This window comes from Flavobacterium phycosphaerae (assembly GCF_010119235.1).
Lineage (GTDB): Bacteria > Bacteroidota > Bacteroidia > Flavobacteriales > Flavobacteriaceae > Flavobacterium > Flavobacterium phycosphaerae.
The window spans coordinates 1000982-1015775 of record NZ_JAAATZ010000001.1 but is presented as its reverse complement, the minus strand read 5'-3'; the positions used below and the strand labels follow the sequence as shown (position 1 = coordinate 1015775).

Sequence of the window (14794 nt, the reverse complement as noted above, 5' to 3'; positions counted from 1 at the left end):
AGAATAAACAGTAGCAAACCGTAATAAAATTTCATGAAAATAGCCATTTTAGGGACACGCGGAGTGCCCAATCATTACGGTGGTTTCGAGCAATTTGCAGAGTTTTTTTCTACCTACCTTGTCAGAAAGGGGCACGAAGTATATGTTTACAATTCCCATAATCATCCTTATAAAGGCATTATCTACGAAGGCGTCCATTTAATTCACCAATTTGATCCTGAGTACAAAATAGGTACTGTAGGTCAGTTTGTTTATGATTTGAATTGTATTTTAGATTCTAGAAAAAGAAATTTTGATATCATACTGCAATTAGGCTATACCAGTAATTCTATTTGGCATTTTCTGTTGCCTAAAACAGCAATTATTATTACCAATATGGATGGGATGGAATGGAAACGTACCAAATATTCCTCAAAGGTTCAGAAAATGTTGCTTTATGCCGAAAAATTAGCGGTTAAAAGCAGCGATGTTTTAATTGCAGATTCCTTAGGTATAAAAAAATACCTTGAAGAAAAGTACAATAAAGAAGCTCAATACATTGCTTATGGAGCTGACTTATTTTTAAATCCAAACGAAGCTATCCTTGCCGAATACAAAGTAGAGAAAGGAAACTACAATATGATTATGGCTCGATTTGAACCTGAAAATAACATTGAAATGGTTCTTGACGGAGTGGCCATGAGCGATGAAACCTCTCCGATTTTAGTTATTGGGAATCATAATAATAAATATGGAGAAGCATTGAAGAAAAAATTTGAAAATAAAGGCACTATTAGATTTTTAGGAGGGATTTACAATTTAGAACACCTAAACAATTTACGTTTTTTTTCAAACTTATATTTTCACGGACATACTGTAGGAGGAACAAATCCATCTTTGTTAGAAGCAATGGCTTCAAAAGCATTGATTATTGCTCATGACAATGAATTTAATAAGGGGGTTTTAAAGGAAAACGGTTATTATTTTTCTTCCTCTAATGATGTTAAAAATATTCTCAAAACAATCAAAAAAAATGATAACTTGCAGTTGGTACAAAACAATGTTGACGCTATTATCAATGAGTTTAATTGGGAAAAAATAAATGGAAAATATTTACGTCTTTTTGAAGAATGTTTTTCACGACATAAAACAAGAAACACAACAAAATAAAACTTTTCTACCACTACTCTTAGTGGTTTGGAGTATCCCCCTTCCTTTTGCTATTAACAATATTGCTCTGGGACTTTTGTTGTTAACCTCAATAATCACTTTCAGAAAAGAGAACATATCTTTCAAGAGATATTTAATCTATCCTATTACATTATACCTTTTAATGTGTATGTCTTTATTCTGGTCAATAGACTATGAAGACACAAAGGCGTCACTTTTAAAGGAAATTCCCTTATTGCTTTTACCTCTAGTGTTTTTAATTTCAAAAGAATTTACAAAAGCGCAACGAGATAAGGTTATAAAGTATTTCAGCTATTCGATGGTGTTGTATTCACTTTATTTCTTGATTCGAGCAGCTATTCGTTTTAGTATTACCGGAGACCAAAGAGTCTTTTTTTATCATGGAGAAGAAAACGACGATTACGGATTAGTACCCAAACTGCTTAATGCAATTCATGTATCGATTTATGTGGCGATTGCCTTTTTTTATTTTTTCAGAAAAACCGGGAAAAAGAGTTTGGATTATGCCATATTGATACTTCTGTTCTTGATGGTTTTTTTACTTTCCTCCAAAAATATTATTGTGGTTTTTACAGGATTATTAATTGTGCATTATTTGTTTTTGGCTAAAGTTTCCCGAAAAATGAGATTGCGGAATTTAATTCTTTTCCTACTGTTTATTTGTTCATTATCATTTATAGGAAAAATAAGAGAAAGATTTCTTATAGAATATGAAACCAATATGGCAGATAGTACAGTTAATGACGTGATTAGTAAAGGAAATGATAAGGTTTATAATGTTAGTATAAAACAAGCCTTGACCAATGAAACCTTCAAACCTAATGATTATTTCCCAGGTACTGCTTTCAGGGTCTATCAGTTCAGAATTTTTATAGAGTTGATAAAGGAAAACAATACTTTTTTTACAGGTTTCGGACAAGATGGATCCTATAAAAAAATAAAAGAAAAAGCAGTCCAATACAATTTATACATGGGTAATGCTTCGAATAATTTTGATGGGTATCAAAATAAAAATTTTCACAACCAATATGTGCAAATTTTTGCTGACTTAGGCGTTTTTGGCTTCTTGCTTTTGTTCATAATGCTTGTTCATAATGTTCGTAAAGCGTTAAAAAATAAAGATTTTGTGCATTTTGCTTTTGCAATTCTAATGATAAGCCTATTTTTGACAGAATCATTTTTATTAAGACAAAGAGGCGTTGTTTTTTTTACAACGATGTATTGCCTTTTTAATTCAGGATTTTTAATGCCAAATTCCCCAAAGGAATAAAAAAATATGAAAAGAATACTTATTACTGGTGCGGCAGGATTTTTAGGATCTCATCTTTGTGATCGTTTTATAGCAGAGGGCTATTTTGTTATTGGAATGGATAACTTAATCACAGGGGATTTAAAAAATATTGAACATCTTTTCAAAAATAAAAATTTTGAATTCTACCACCACGATGTAACAAAATTTGTTCATGTTCCCGGAAAGATAGATTATATACTTCATTTTGCTTCGCCGGCAAGTCCTATTGATTATTTAAAAATTCCAATACAAACATTGAAAGTAGGCTCTTTAGGAACTCACAATCTTTTAGGTTTGGCAAGGGTTAAAAAAGCCCGAATTCTCATTGCGTCTACATCAGAAGTTTACGGAGATCCATTAGTTCATCCACAAACAGAAGATTATTACGGAAATGTAAACACTATTGGGCCAAGAGGAGTGTATGATGAAGCTAAGCGTTTTCAGGAATCTATCACTATGGCATATCATACTTTTCATGGGGTTGAAACCAGAATTGTTAGAATATTCAATACGTATGGACCAAGGATGCGACTGAACGACGGTCGAGTAATTCCCGCTTTTATTGGACAAGCATTACGTGGGGAAGATTTAACCATATTTGGTGATGGAAGCCAAACAAGATCATTCTGTTATGTAACGGATCAAGTAGAGGGTATCTTCAGGTTATTACATTCTGATTATGTATACCCAGTAAATATTGGGAATCCGGATGAAATTACTATTAAAGATTTTGCAGATGAAATCATAAAATTAACCGGAACAAATCAAAAGGTAGTTTACCATCCGTTACCGGTAAACGACCCATTACAGCGCCAACCCGATATAACCAAAGCTAAACAGTTGTTAGGCTGGAGTGCTAAAGTTTCAAGAGAAGAGGGAATGAAATTAACCTATGATTATTTCAAATCACTGACTTCTGAGGAACTTTTAAAAGAAGAACACAAAGATTTTTCCAAATACATTTTTTAATGAGAAAAAAGACAGGAAGATATTCTGGCTACATTAGGCCTTTTTCATATTTATTAGACTTGACAGTAATTATTTTATTATCTGTTGAGCTAATACCTGAAAATTTGCAAATGTTGCCATTTTACCTCTTTTTGGTTGTATCTTGGGTTTCTATAGCCTATAACACGGGCTTTTACGAGATATATCGTTATACTAAAGTAATTGAGATTTTTGGGAAAATTATCAAACAATACTTCATATTTATCATCTTAAATTTTGCTTATGTAGGATACTTTTCGAAATTTTATGATACTAAAATAATTCTGCAGTTTGTATCCTACTCCATTTTGATTATTTCTTTTACTAAGCTTTTTATATACTATTTTTTAAGAAAGTTCAGGGTTGTTTTTGGTGGTAATTTTAGAAAAGTTGTCATCGTCGGAAATGGAAAAACAGTAGGGCAGTTAGCAGAGTTTTTTACTGAAAATCCGGATTACGGATATAAGTTGATTAACATATTTGATTTAGTTGAAAATAAAAAAACACAAATAGAGTCCTGTTTTGATTTTGTTTTAGAGCATAAAATTGATGAAATCTATTGTTCATTGTCAGATTTAACCAATACAGATATAAGCAAGTTTATCGATTTTACAGATAATAACCTCAAAATTTTAAAATTCTTACCAGACAATAAGGAGGTATTATCCAGAAATTTAATTTTCGACTACTATGATTATATACCCATAATTTCATTGCGCAATATTCCGCTTGATGAAACAACCAATAAAATAATAAAACGATTGTTTGATATAGTTTTTGCATTAGTAATAATCTTGGGAGTGTTATCTTGGTTAATACCAATTTTGGCTGTTTTAATTAAAATCGAATCTAGAGGACCGATTTTTTTCAGGCAAAAAAGAAACGGATTGAATTATCATGAGTTCGAATGTTTCAAGTTTCGATCAATGACACTTAATGATATTGCCGACTTATATCAAGTTTCCAAAAATGACCCAAGAATAACAAGGATTGGCAAATTTATCAGAAAAACAAGTATTGATGAATTACCACAGTTTTTTAATGTTTTATTAGGAGATATGTCAGTGGTAGGACCAAGACCGCACATGGTTAGTCATACCGAAATGTATGCTCGAAGAATTGATAAATTTATGGTAAGACATTTTATCAAACCGGGAATTACAGGACTGGCTCAAACAAAAGGGTTCAGAGGAGAAGTAGAAACGGATAAAGACATCATTTATAGGGTTAAATACGATATTTTCTATCTTGAAAATTGGTCACTTTTATTAGACTTAAAAATCATCTTTTTGACAGTCTATAACGCTGTCAAGGGTGAAGAAAAAGCCTATTAGAAAACGTCAAGGGCAATCAATTCTTTCATTTGATTATCCAAATCGAAACGCTGTTGTGCCTCTTTAAAAATGTGCTGTTTCATCAAGTCAACTTCAGCTTTTTTAAGCTTTGAAATCAACGTCAGTTTTTGATTTAAGTCATTGTAATTACCCACTTTTGCTACCCAGCCCAATTGGTGTTCGTTGACAATCGTTTCACCTTCCCCACCTCCGAAATAAAGGATAGGAAAACCTAATGAGCCATATTCAAAAATTTTAGAAGGAACCGAACCATAAATTCTGGTTTTCAACGGTACAATAGCGATATCAAATGTCTGAAGTTTTTCATGCAGTGCTTTGCGTTCCAGCATGCCATGAAAGACTATTTTTTGTTCTTTTTGTGTTGAAATAAAGCGCTCTATTTCGTTTTTTTCAGCACCATCGCCAAACAGATGCAATTCGATAGTAAGACCTTTTAATTCCAAGTTTTGACACAATTCAAAAACCCCTTGAGCAATGCCCAGCAACCCGGCATAAAATAGTTTTATCGGTTGATTTTCGGCAGTTTTCAAAGTCATTTCTTCTACTTTATGGTCAGGGAAATTGCGGTATAAAAAACACTTTTTATTCGGGAAAAGAGAGTGAATGTGTGTAATAATTTCATTGGATTGCCCCAAAATCACAGCGGCTCTTTTGTAAATAAAACGCTCTAGAAATAACGAAAATTTATGGGATAACGAACCCTTTTTCAAAGCTTCCAATTCAATAGCCGCCAAGGGCCATAAATCGGAAACATTTAAAATTATTTTTTTCTTTTTTAACGAAAGTACCAAAACCGAAATAAAAGAAAGCAACAGCGGTGGCGATTGGACCACTACTTTTTGTGGTGTCTTTTTGAATAACAAATAAAAAAACAAACTTGACGAAAAGGATAAAACAGAGAGAATCCGAACAATTAAATTTTTGCTTACACTCGGATAAATCCATATTCTTTTCACCGTAATGTTGTCCAGGTTTTCGGTAACTGAAAATTTGCCTTTATATTCCGGAAATAATACTCCTTTCGGGTAATTTCCGAGAGGACAAACCACAGAAACTCGATAGTTATTTTGATGTAGTTTTAATGCCAATTGCTCAATTCTATTGGCAGCAGCACCTTGTTCAGGCGGATAATAATTGGATATGATGAGAATGTCTTCCATTATTTTTGCAGCAGAATTTCAATAATACGTTCCGAAGCTTTGCCATCCCATAGTTCCGGAATTCCGGCTTTTCTGGGGCCATTTTTTAAGAATTCGCTAAATGTTTTCTCCAAATTATCAATCGAAGTTCCCACTAAAGTATTAGTTCCGATGGTTTGGGTTTCGGGTCTTTCGGTATTGTTTCGCATCGTAAAACAAGGGATTCCCAATACAGTGGTTTCTTCCGAAATACCGCCACTGTCAGTAATCACAGCAAAACTGTTTCTAATCAAAAACATAAAATGCAGATAGCCTTGCGGTTCTACAAAAAAGATGTTTTTGGTGTTTATTTGTTGTTCGCCCAAAATTGCTTTAGTTCGGGGATGTATGGGAAAAATTATTTTTTTCCCTTCGGCTAGTTGATCAATGCCTTCCAAGAGTTGAATTAATGATTTTTCTTCATCTACATTGGCAGGTCGATGTAGGGTTAATACAATATAATTGCCGGTTGCCAATTGAAAATCATCCCAAAAAGAAGGAGCTGAAATTCGATCTAAGTTTTGATATAGCGTATCAATCATGACATTGCCAACGAAATGAACGTTGGTGGGTTCAGCACCATAGCGCAACAAATTTTCCGAAGCTGTTGTTGAGGTAGTAAAAAAATAATCGGTAATACTATCCGTTACCATTCGGTTGATTTCCTCCGGCATGGTCATATCCCCGGAACGGATTCCGGCCTCTACATGAGTGACTTTCGTATTCAGTTTTTTAGCCACAATTGCACACGCCATGGTTGAATTCACATCGCCAACTACTAAAACTACATCACACGGATTTTGAATTAATTCTTGTTCAAAAGCAATCATAATCGCAGCCGTTTGTACCGATTGTGAGCCGCTTTTCACCTCTAAATTAGCGTCCGGTTGCGGAATATTTAGTTCTTTAAAGAATGTATCGCTGAGGTTTTTGTCATAGTGCTGCCCGGTATGCACCAAGCGATAAGAGATGTCGGCTCCTTCGCGTTGCTTTTTTTCAATCGCTTTGATGATGGGGGCAATTTTGATAAAATTTGGTCTTGCCCCTGCAACTATGGTAATTTTCATAGGGTTATTTTAATAGTGAAACAAACTGTTTCAATTTGCCGCTTTTGCTTCGGTCCAGTTTTTCTTTTCGGGTGAATGTTATGGTCAAACCGGTTTCCAAATAAGTGATAATGGCTTTTTCTATCTGTTGAATTTGGGTTGCCGTTAATTCATTTTGACTTACATATTCAATGTCAAAAGTATCAATTTTGGTTTGTTTTATCACAAATTCTTTTACGTTTCCACCATCTTCTATTATGCTTTTGGTGACATAATAAAAGGTTAGTCCCGGTGCTTTTTTCCCGCTGGGCAATTGGGCTACATCATTGGTTCTTCCGATCAGTTTTTTCAGTAACGGTTTTTTAGCGGTACTTTTTTCATCCAAAATACCAATATCTCCAATGTCATAACGAATAAACGGATGAGCTTTGTTGTACAAAGACGTAATTACAATGCGCCCTTCCTGCCCATTGGGGAGCACATTATTTTGATCGTCTAAAATTTCTACAAATAGGGTTTCAGAATTAACTTGCCAGTCACCGTCGGGATTTTGAAACGCAATTAAATCCAATTCGGAAGCGCCATATTCATTCACCACCGGAACGCCAAATTGTTTTTCGAGCAGTGCTTTATCCGCGTCAAAAAGGATTTCCGAAGTAACCACACAGCATTTTAAAGTTGGGCAAACGGTTTTTAGTACTACTTTTTTTTGTTCTAAAAATTTAGCAAATAAAACAATAGAACTGGTATAGCCGTTAATATAATCAAATCGTTTTTGTTTGAATTTCAGCAGCACTTTTTCCAAAAAAATATCCGATAAATCAAAGATGGGAAACCGATACCGATGACCCAAAAAATCTTTCAAACGTTCTTTGGCATTACCGACAAAATCTAACGGAATACCATAAAACCTAGCCTGAAAAGAAGTGTTAAAATTAATAGAAAACCATCCAAACCTATTGAATATGTTAGCCCAAGTAAGTGCATGACAGAATTTATCTTTGGCAAAAATGAACGGGTCACCACTGGAGCCAGATGTTTTATTGACATACACATTTTTTAAAGTATAGCCTGTAGAAAGTCTTTCGATTAATGGTTTTTGAAACTCTTTTTTGGTCATCACAGGAAGTTCATTCCAATGAGAAAAAGTGTCTTTGCCTACTAATTCGCAATAGGATTTGTTGTTTTTTAAATGAAAGGCAACAATTTGATTTTTCTTTTCTGTTATGTAATTTTCGTAGACAGTAGCTGAAACTGCTTGAATTTTTTCAAATTCAGCCACGGCTTCTTCCATCGGGTAACCATTTACCTTCAGCGATAAATCGAAAATATTAAACATACTGTATAAGCAATAAAAAAGGGCCAACATTTGTCAGCCCTTAAAAATACTATTTATTCAGCATTAATTTTTCATAATCTTAGTAGTTTCTGATTTGTTTCCGGATTTAATTTCAAAGAAATAAACGCCAGTCGCAAAACTAGAAATGTCTACCGTGTTTTCAACGCCACTGAAAGCTTTGTTAAGCATTACTTTTCCGGTCATGTCAGTAACTTTAACGTTATAAGAATCCAATTGAGCAGCGATATTTACCACTGAAGTTGCGGGATTTGGATATAATTTAATCGTATTAGCTGCAAATTGCTCAGTGCCTAAATTACCACTAAATTGAAAAATCCCGTCAGTGATTGAATCCGTGCTGAATCCACCGCACCAACCGGTAGTGCTATTAAAAAATGCCGGAGTTAATCGTTGTTCGATATTAGTGTCGATAGTTGTCCATGTTGTACCGTTATCTGTACTGTAAGCAGAACCAACACCACCTGAAGAAGTACCGGCACCACAAGCTACTAAGATAGATGTACCCGGAACATAGGTTAACAATCTGTAACCGGTATAAGTAATTGGCGCTGACCAAGTAGCACCACCATCTGTAGTTTTCCAAATTTTATAAGTTGGAGTAGTAGCAGAACCATTAGTTGTTCCCATTATAATACCATTATTGTTGTCGCTGAAAAGTAATCTACCGTTGATTGCTGTTGCTCCAAAGTCGGTAAAACCTGTAGGACCATTTAATTTTGTCCAATTTACCCCCATATTGGTAGTTCTGTACATTTTTCCTTTGTTGGTAGTAAACCAAAGTGTATTTCCTGCAACGGTTGGAATACTATTGTATCCATATTCGCCTGATATTGGATCCGGAAGACTGGCAGCAGGAACTTGAGTCCAGTTGTCACCACCATCGGTTGTTCTGTATATTTCAAATTCACCTCCCAATGGGTCACCGTAAGCAATACCATTATTGGCGTCAAAAAAGTGCACCCCGTTTAAAAAAGATTCACCAGCTGTTTGAAAACCGGAAGTATTTTGTGCCTCCCATGTCAAACCGGCATCAGAAGTTTTGCAAACCACACCAACACCAATATTAGGATCATCCGTAGTGTTATTAATAGCTGAAACCCATGCGGTTGTGCCACTTACAGGAGAAATATTGTTTAGTTCATAAGTGGTATCTCCAACATCAATAATACCAGGTGTCCAGCTGCTGCCCCCATCCGTCGTTAAAGTAAACTCTTGAATATTAAGAGCGGCAGGATGAGCGGTTGTTATTGGAGCTCCATCAAAAGCCATTGCCCAAACTGTATTGGCATCTACAACATGAATTTCGGATACTCCTCGAGATTCGGCGGTAAATCCTGTGGCTTGTGAAACCCAAGATTGGGAATGAGTTACTAATCCTACTGAAAATAAGGACAATGAAAGTAATAATTTTTTCATAGTATTTGTTTTTTAGATTTTTAGAACACTAAATTAGTGAAAAATACGCGATAAAAAAATAAACATACTATTTTTGCATGCTTAAACACACAACACAACAACAACATGACCATTTTACTACTGGGCTCAGGCGGCAGAGAACACGCTTTAGCTTATAAACTGCTTCAAAGTTCGAAATGCACCCAACTTTTTGTAGCACCCGGGAATGCCGGAACTGATGCTATAGCTACAAATATTTCTCTAAATCCCAATGATTTTAATGCCGTAAAAACTTTCGCGATAAAGGAAAAAGTGGATATGGTAGTGGTGGGCCCGGAAGACCCCTTGGTACTTGGAATTTATGATTTTTTCAAAAGCGACTCCGATATAAACCACATTCCGGTAATTGGCCCTTCTAAAGTGGGAGCACAGCTCGAGGGTAGTAAAGAATTTGCTAAAGAATTTCTAATCAAGCATAAAATTCCAACTGCAGCCTATGACAGTTTTACTGCTGAAACAGTTGAAAAGGGCTGTAACTTTCTGGAGACTTTGCAACCACCTTATGTTTTGAAAGCCGATGGCTTAGCCGCCGGGAAAGGTGTTTTGATTTTGAATGATTTAGAAGTGGCAAAAACTGAATTGCGAAATATGCTGGTGCATGCCAAATTCGGCACTGCCAGTTCTAAGGTTGTTATCGAAGAATTTCTGGACGGCATTGAATTGAGTTGTTTTGTTTTGACGGATGGCAAAAATTATAAAATGCTGCCAACAGCCAAAGATTACAAACGAATCGGAGAAGGCGATACCGGCCTGAATACCGGTGGCATGGGAGCCGTTTCCCCAGTGCCTTTTGCCGATGAAGTACTATTAGAAAAAATAGAAACCCGTATTGTAAAACCAACGATTGCCGGTTTACAAAAAGACGGTATAGAATACAAAGGGTTTGTTTTTATTGGTTTAATCAATGTAAAGGGTGAGCCTATGGTTATTGAGTATAATGTGAGAATGGGCGATCCGGAAACCGAAGTGGTGATGCCGAGAATCAAATCGGATTTAGTAGAATTGTTTCAAGCCGTGGCAGATCAAAAATTAGATGAAGTTACTTTAGAAATTGATGAAAGAAGTGCCACGACAATCATGGTCGTTTCGGGAGGGTATCCTGAGGATTATGAAAAAGGGTTTGAGATTTCAGGCTTCGAAAGTATAGAAGATTCTATTGTTTTTCACGCGGGAACTAAGTTAGAAAACGGAAAAGTAGTCACCAACGGAGGAAGGGTTTTAGCGGTTACCTCTTACGGCGATAACTTTCAGGAGGCCATAAAAAAATCTTACCAAAATATAGACAAGCTACATTTTGATAAGATGTATTTTAGAAAAGATATTGGGTTCGACTTACTTTAAGAAAGAGTGTGCCGTAGTATCTTGGTTTTCTTCGTTGTTATCTTGATGTTTTTTCAATTCTTTACACCAGTATATTACGTATTTGGCACAAATCAACATTAATGCCCAGCTAACAATATTAGCCAACCACCAGTTGCTTAATTCCAAGGTACGCATCCAATCTAAAGGTTTGAATAAAAAATCTACAAATAAGGTTTGAATGCCTTCAAAAAATGCTTTCATTTTATAAAATGTTATATTTACCGTCACAAATGTATAAAATATCCACATGATAACAAGCGTTTTTAAAAAATCTACCATCTTGAATTATTCGTTGATTGTAGTTTTATTGCTATGCTTCTTTTTTATATACCAAACGAGTGATTTATTTATCACGGCAGCTGCCAATGGGCTTTCCAAAAACAGTGTGTTGATTGTCTTGTTGTTAGCTTCTTTTTTTCTGGTAAATTTCATGGTGAAGAAGAACGGATTGACCAAAGACAGCAGTTACACTATTTTATTTTTTCTGTTATTTTTAGTGCTTTTCCCCGGCGTTTTTAATAATTCAAATTTGATGTTTGCCAACTTTTTTCTGCTGTTATCCATGCGGAGAATGATTTCATTGCAAAGTTTAAAGGCGCCAAAAGAGAAAATTTTCGATGCAGCCATGTGGATTTTTATCGCCAGCTTATTCCATTTCTGGTGTATTCTTTTTATTGTTTTGGTTTACATTTCTATTATTTTTCATGCTTCCAGAGATTACAGAAATTGGCTTTTACCTTTTGTAGCCTTTTTTGCCACAGCAACAATTTTTGTATTGGCCGCAATACTCTTTGATAAAACATGGATTGACCATATCTTAAATCAGGCACAGGTCAATTTTGAACTGAATTATTTCACCAACAACTACCAAAATGCAGCACTGTCATTTTATGTAGTAATTGCCGTTTACTTCCTGTTTTCAATGATTTTTTCAATGACCAACCGACCACTTATTTTGCAGGCATCTTACAAGAAAATGATTTTTGCTTTTTTGATTGGTTCCCTAATATTTGTAATGTCGCCCGAAAAAACAACGCTATGTTGCTTTTCACTTTTATGCCCTTATCGGTAATGTGTACCAATAATATAGAGTATTCCCAAAACAAAATGTATCAGGAAATCACATTATTACTACTGATTGTGGGAAGCTTTTTTGCCTTTTTTGCGCAACTATAATTTGTTGCCGTAAGCCAAATCACCGGCATCACCCAATCCGGGAATGATGTAATTTTTCTCGTTAAGCTTTTCGTCTAATGCCGCTACCCAAAGGTGGCAATTGTCGGGCAGGTTTTTTTCCAGGTAAGCAATGCCTTCGGGAGCTGCAATTACAACTGCTATGTGGATCTCTTTTGGTTTTTGTTCCAAATGCAATTTATGTAATACCGCCACTATCGATTGTCCGGTGGCTAACATAGGGTCAATTAAAATCAGATTTTTATTTTCAAAAGACGGCGCGGCTTGGTATTCTACTAAAATATCAAACTTATCATCGTTGTCATAATGATGGCGATAGGCTGATACGAATCCGTTTTCGGCATTGTCAAAAATATTCATGAAGCCCATGTGCAAGGCCAATCCGGCACGAAGAATTGAACACAATACCACCGGTTCGGCAACTGTTGTGGTGTGTTTTATGCCAAGCGGAGTTTGTATATCTACCGCTTTATAGTCTAAAGTTTTGCTCAGTTCATAGGCCATAATTTCCCCAATACGTTCAATATTTTTTCGAAAACGCATGCTGTCTTTTTGAATGGTAACATCGCGAATTTGGGCTAAAAAATGATTGAGAATACTGTTCTGCTCAGAAATATAATGAATATGCATGGACGACTAAAATTTGTATGTTTGGGTAAAAGTATAAAAAACTATCTTTGCACCCGAGACCTTTAGGTCGAATAGTATGAAATAAAATAAAAATCTACGATATGTTTTCACAATTTGCCTTTCCTATTTTTGAACAAAGCATCAAAGATTACCATGTTATTGACGATGTATACCAACCCACTTTAAACCCTTACACCAAAGGGACTATTGAGTATTTACTATATGCCAAAAACTGGGTAGACACGGTGCAATGGCATTATGAAGATATCATCCGTGATCCGAATATCGACCCGGTGGCAGCTTTAGTTTTGAAACGAAAAATCGATGCTTCCAATCAAGTTCGTACCGATATGGTAGAGTATATCGACAGCTATTTTTTACAAAAACACAAAGATGTTCAGGTAAAACCAAATGCCAAAATCAATACCGAAAGTCCGGCTTGGGCTATCGACCGTTTGTCAATTTTGGCGTTGAAAATTTATCACATGAATGAAGAAGCTAACCGTGCAGAAGCAACGGCTGAACATAGAGCCAAATGTCAAGAGAAATTGAATGTGTTGTTAGACCAAAAAAATGACATGTTCATTTCCATCAACGATTTGTTGACCGATATTGAAAACGGCGACAAATTCATGAAAGTGTATAAGCAAATGAAAATGTACAACGACGACGATTTGAATCCGGTGTTGTACCAAAACAAGAAATAATTACCGACAACCTTTTGTCAAACAAAATCCAACATATAGCCGTCATCCGATTGTCAGCCATGGGCGACGTTGCGATTACGGTTCCTGTTATAAGAGCGTTGGTGCAGCAAAATCCTAATGTGAAAATCACGATGGTTTCGCGTCCGTTTTTTCAGCCTTTTTTTGAAGGTATTCCCAATGTGAGTTTTTTTGCTGTAGATGTAAAAGGAAAACACAAAGGATTTCTTGGTTTACTGAAATTGTATTACGATTTAAAGCCATTGAAGATAGACGCCGTTGCCGATTTACACAATGTTTTACGATCCAAAGTGGTGCGTACCTTATTTGCTTTGAGTGGTAAAAAAGTAGCTTTTACTAACAAAGGCAGAGCCGAAAAAAAAGCGCTTACCTGTGCCGAAAACAAAATCTTTGAACCGGTAAAATCGATGACGGATAGGCATGTGGACACTTTCAATCAACTGGGCTTTTCAGTAGATTTATCGAATCCTAAGTTTCCTGAAAAGGCTATTTTATCCAACGAAATTATTTCAGTTTCAGGCGAAAAAGCGAAACAAAATTGGATTGGTATTGCCCCATTTGCTCAATACGACAGCAAAGTATATCCGATGGATTTGATGCAACAAGTCATTGATGAGCTGGCCTTGAATAGCAATACTAAACTTTTCCTTTTTGGTGGTGGCAACAAAGAAATTGAACAACTAAAGTTATTAGCCAAAGACAAAAGCAATTGCATCGTTGTGGCCGGCCAACTTAAATTACCACAAGAATTACACTTGATTTCCAATTTAGATGTAATGCTTTCTATGGATAGCGGGAATGCCCATATTGCTGCTATGCTCGGGGTAAAAGTGATAACACTTTGGGGAGCCACGCATCCTTTCGCCGGATTTAAGCCATTTAACCAACCCATGGAAAATTGTTTGGTATCCGACAGAGAAAAATTTCCATTATTACCAACGTCAGTTTATGGCAACAAAAAAGTAGTTGGTTATGAAGAGGTGATGCGCACCATAGCTCCGGAAACAGTTGTCGGGAAAATAGCTTCTTTGTTAAAATAAA

At 35.6% G+C, this 14794-nt stretch carries 14 protein-coding genes; 8 read left to right on the top strand and 6 right to left on the bottom strand.

What is annotated here, in order from left to right; genetic code table 11:
• The first annotated feature begins 33 nt into the window (after positions 1 to 33).
• From GUU89_RS04495 to GUU89_RS04480, 4 genes are read left to right on the top strand one after another with little or no spacing between them, the layout of a single operon-like run.
• Complete coding sequence (locus GUU89_RS04495; RefSeq protein WP_162126803.1) at positions 34 to 1149, top strand: DUF1972 domain-containing protein; 1116 nt, start codon at positions 34 to 36, stop codon at positions 1147 to 1149.
• Positions 1082 to 2440: an O-antigen ligase family protein gene (locus GUU89_RS04490; RefSeq protein WP_162126802.1), complete on the top strand. Its 1359-nt coding sequence runs from the start codon at positions 1082 to 1084 to the stop codon at positions 2438 to 2440. Before GUU89_RS04495 ends, GUU89_RS04490 begins: the two co-directional genes overlap by 68 nt.
• 6 nt (positions 2441 to 2446) lie before the next feature.
• Entirely contained in the window at positions 2447 to 3430 is a 984-nt protein-coding gene (locus GUU89_RS04485; RefSeq protein ID WP_162126801.1) for a UDP-glucuronic acid decarboxylase family protein, read from the top strand.
• Complete coding sequence (locus GUU89_RS04480) at positions 3430 to 4782, top strand: undecaprenyl-phosphate glucose phosphotransferase (protein WP_162126800.1); 1353 nt, start codon at positions 3430 to 3432, stop codon at positions 4780 to 4782. Before GUU89_RS04485 ends, GUU89_RS04480 begins: the two co-directional genes overlap by 1 nt.
• Here the strand turns inward: GUU89_RS04480 and GUU89_RS04475 are convergent.
• The 4 genes from GUU89_RS04475 to GUU89_RS04460 all read right to left on the bottom strand — a co-directional run bounded on the left by GUU89_RS04475 (position 4779) and on the right by GUU89_RS04460 (position 9803).
• The gene (locus GUU89_RS04475; protein WP_162126799.1) at positions 4779 to 5963 is read right to left on the bottom strand and encodes a glycosyltransferase family 4 protein; all 1185 of its coding nucleotides are present in this window, start codon (positions 5961 to 5963) and stop codon (positions 4779 to 4781) included. The genes GUU89_RS04480 and GUU89_RS04475 overlap by 4 nt on opposite strands.
• A complete protein-coding gene (wecB, locus tag GUU89_RS04470) occupies positions 5963 to 7048 on the bottom strand; it encodes a non-hydrolyzing UDP-N-acetylglucosamine 2-epimerase (RefSeq protein WP_162126798.1) in 1086 nt (361 codons plus the stop codon). Before wecB ends, GUU89_RS04475 begins: the two co-directional genes overlap by 1 nt.
• A gap of 4 nt (positions 7049 to 7052) precedes the next feature.
• On the bottom strand, positions 7053 to 8366 hold the full coding sequence (locus tag GUU89_RS04465) for a phenylacetate--CoA ligase family protein (RefSeq protein WP_162126797.1): 1314 nt from the start codon (positions 8364 to 8366) through the stop codon (positions 7053 to 7055).
• Between the two features lie 63 nt (positions 8367 to 8429).
• A complete protein-coding gene (locus GUU89_RS04460) occupies positions 8430 to 9803 on the bottom strand; it encodes a T9SS type A sorting domain-containing protein (RefSeq protein WP_162126796.1) in 1374 nt (457 codons plus the stop codon).
• Positions 9804 to 9908: 105 nt separating this feature from the next.
• On the opposite strand from GUU89_RS04460, the gene purD reads away from it, so the two are divergent.
• Positions 9909 to 11183, top strand: a complete 1275-nt coding sequence (gene purD, locus GUU89_RS04455; protein WP_162126795.1) for a phosphoribosylamine--glycine ligase — start codon at positions 9909 to 9911, stop codon at positions 11181 to 11183.
• Here the strand turns inward: purD and GUU89_RS04450 are convergent.
• Positions 11175 to 11405 (bottom strand): DUF6341 family protein, encoded by a 231-nt coding sequence (locus tag GUU89_RS04450; protein WP_162126794.1) that lies wholly within the window; start codon positions 11403 to 11405, stop codon positions 11175 to 11177. The genes purD and GUU89_RS04450 overlap by 9 nt on opposite strands.
• Positions 11406 to 11451: 46 nt before the next feature.
• On the opposite strand from GUU89_RS04450, the gene GUU89_RS04445 reads away from it, so the two are divergent.
• Positions 11452 to 12276 carry a DUF6427 family protein gene (locus GUU89_RS04445; protein ID WP_235921978.1) on the top strand — a complete coding sequence of 275 codons (825 nt, stop codon included), beginning with the start codon at positions 11452 to 11454 and terminating at the stop codon, positions 12274 to 12276.
• Positions 12277 to 12374: 98 nt separating this feature from the next.
• On the opposite strand, the gene upp is transcribed toward GUU89_RS04445, so the two are convergent.
• Positions 12375 to 13028, bottom strand: a complete 654-nt coding sequence (gene upp / locus GUU89_RS04440) for a uracil phosphoribosyltransferase (RefSeq protein WP_162126793.1) — start codon at positions 13026 to 13028, stop codon at positions 12375 to 12377.
• Between the two features lie 101 nt (positions 13029 to 13129).
• Here upp and GUU89_RS04435 point away from each other — a divergent pair, with 101 nt between their 5' ends.
• Together GUU89_RS04435 and GUU89_RS04430 are read left to right on the top strand one after the other, a co-directional pair.
• Positions 13130 to 13735, top strand: a complete 606-nt coding sequence (locus GUU89_RS04435) for a DUF4254 domain-containing protein (protein ID WP_162126792.1) — start codon at positions 13130 to 13132, stop codon at positions 13733 to 13735.
• Positions 13736 to 13794: 59 nt separating this feature from the next.
• Positions 13795 to 14793, top strand: a complete 999-nt coding sequence (locus GUU89_RS04430) for a glycosyltransferase family 9 protein (protein WP_162128622.1) — start codon at positions 13795 to 13797, stop codon at positions 14791 to 14793.
• Position 14794 lies beyond the last annotated feature (1 nt).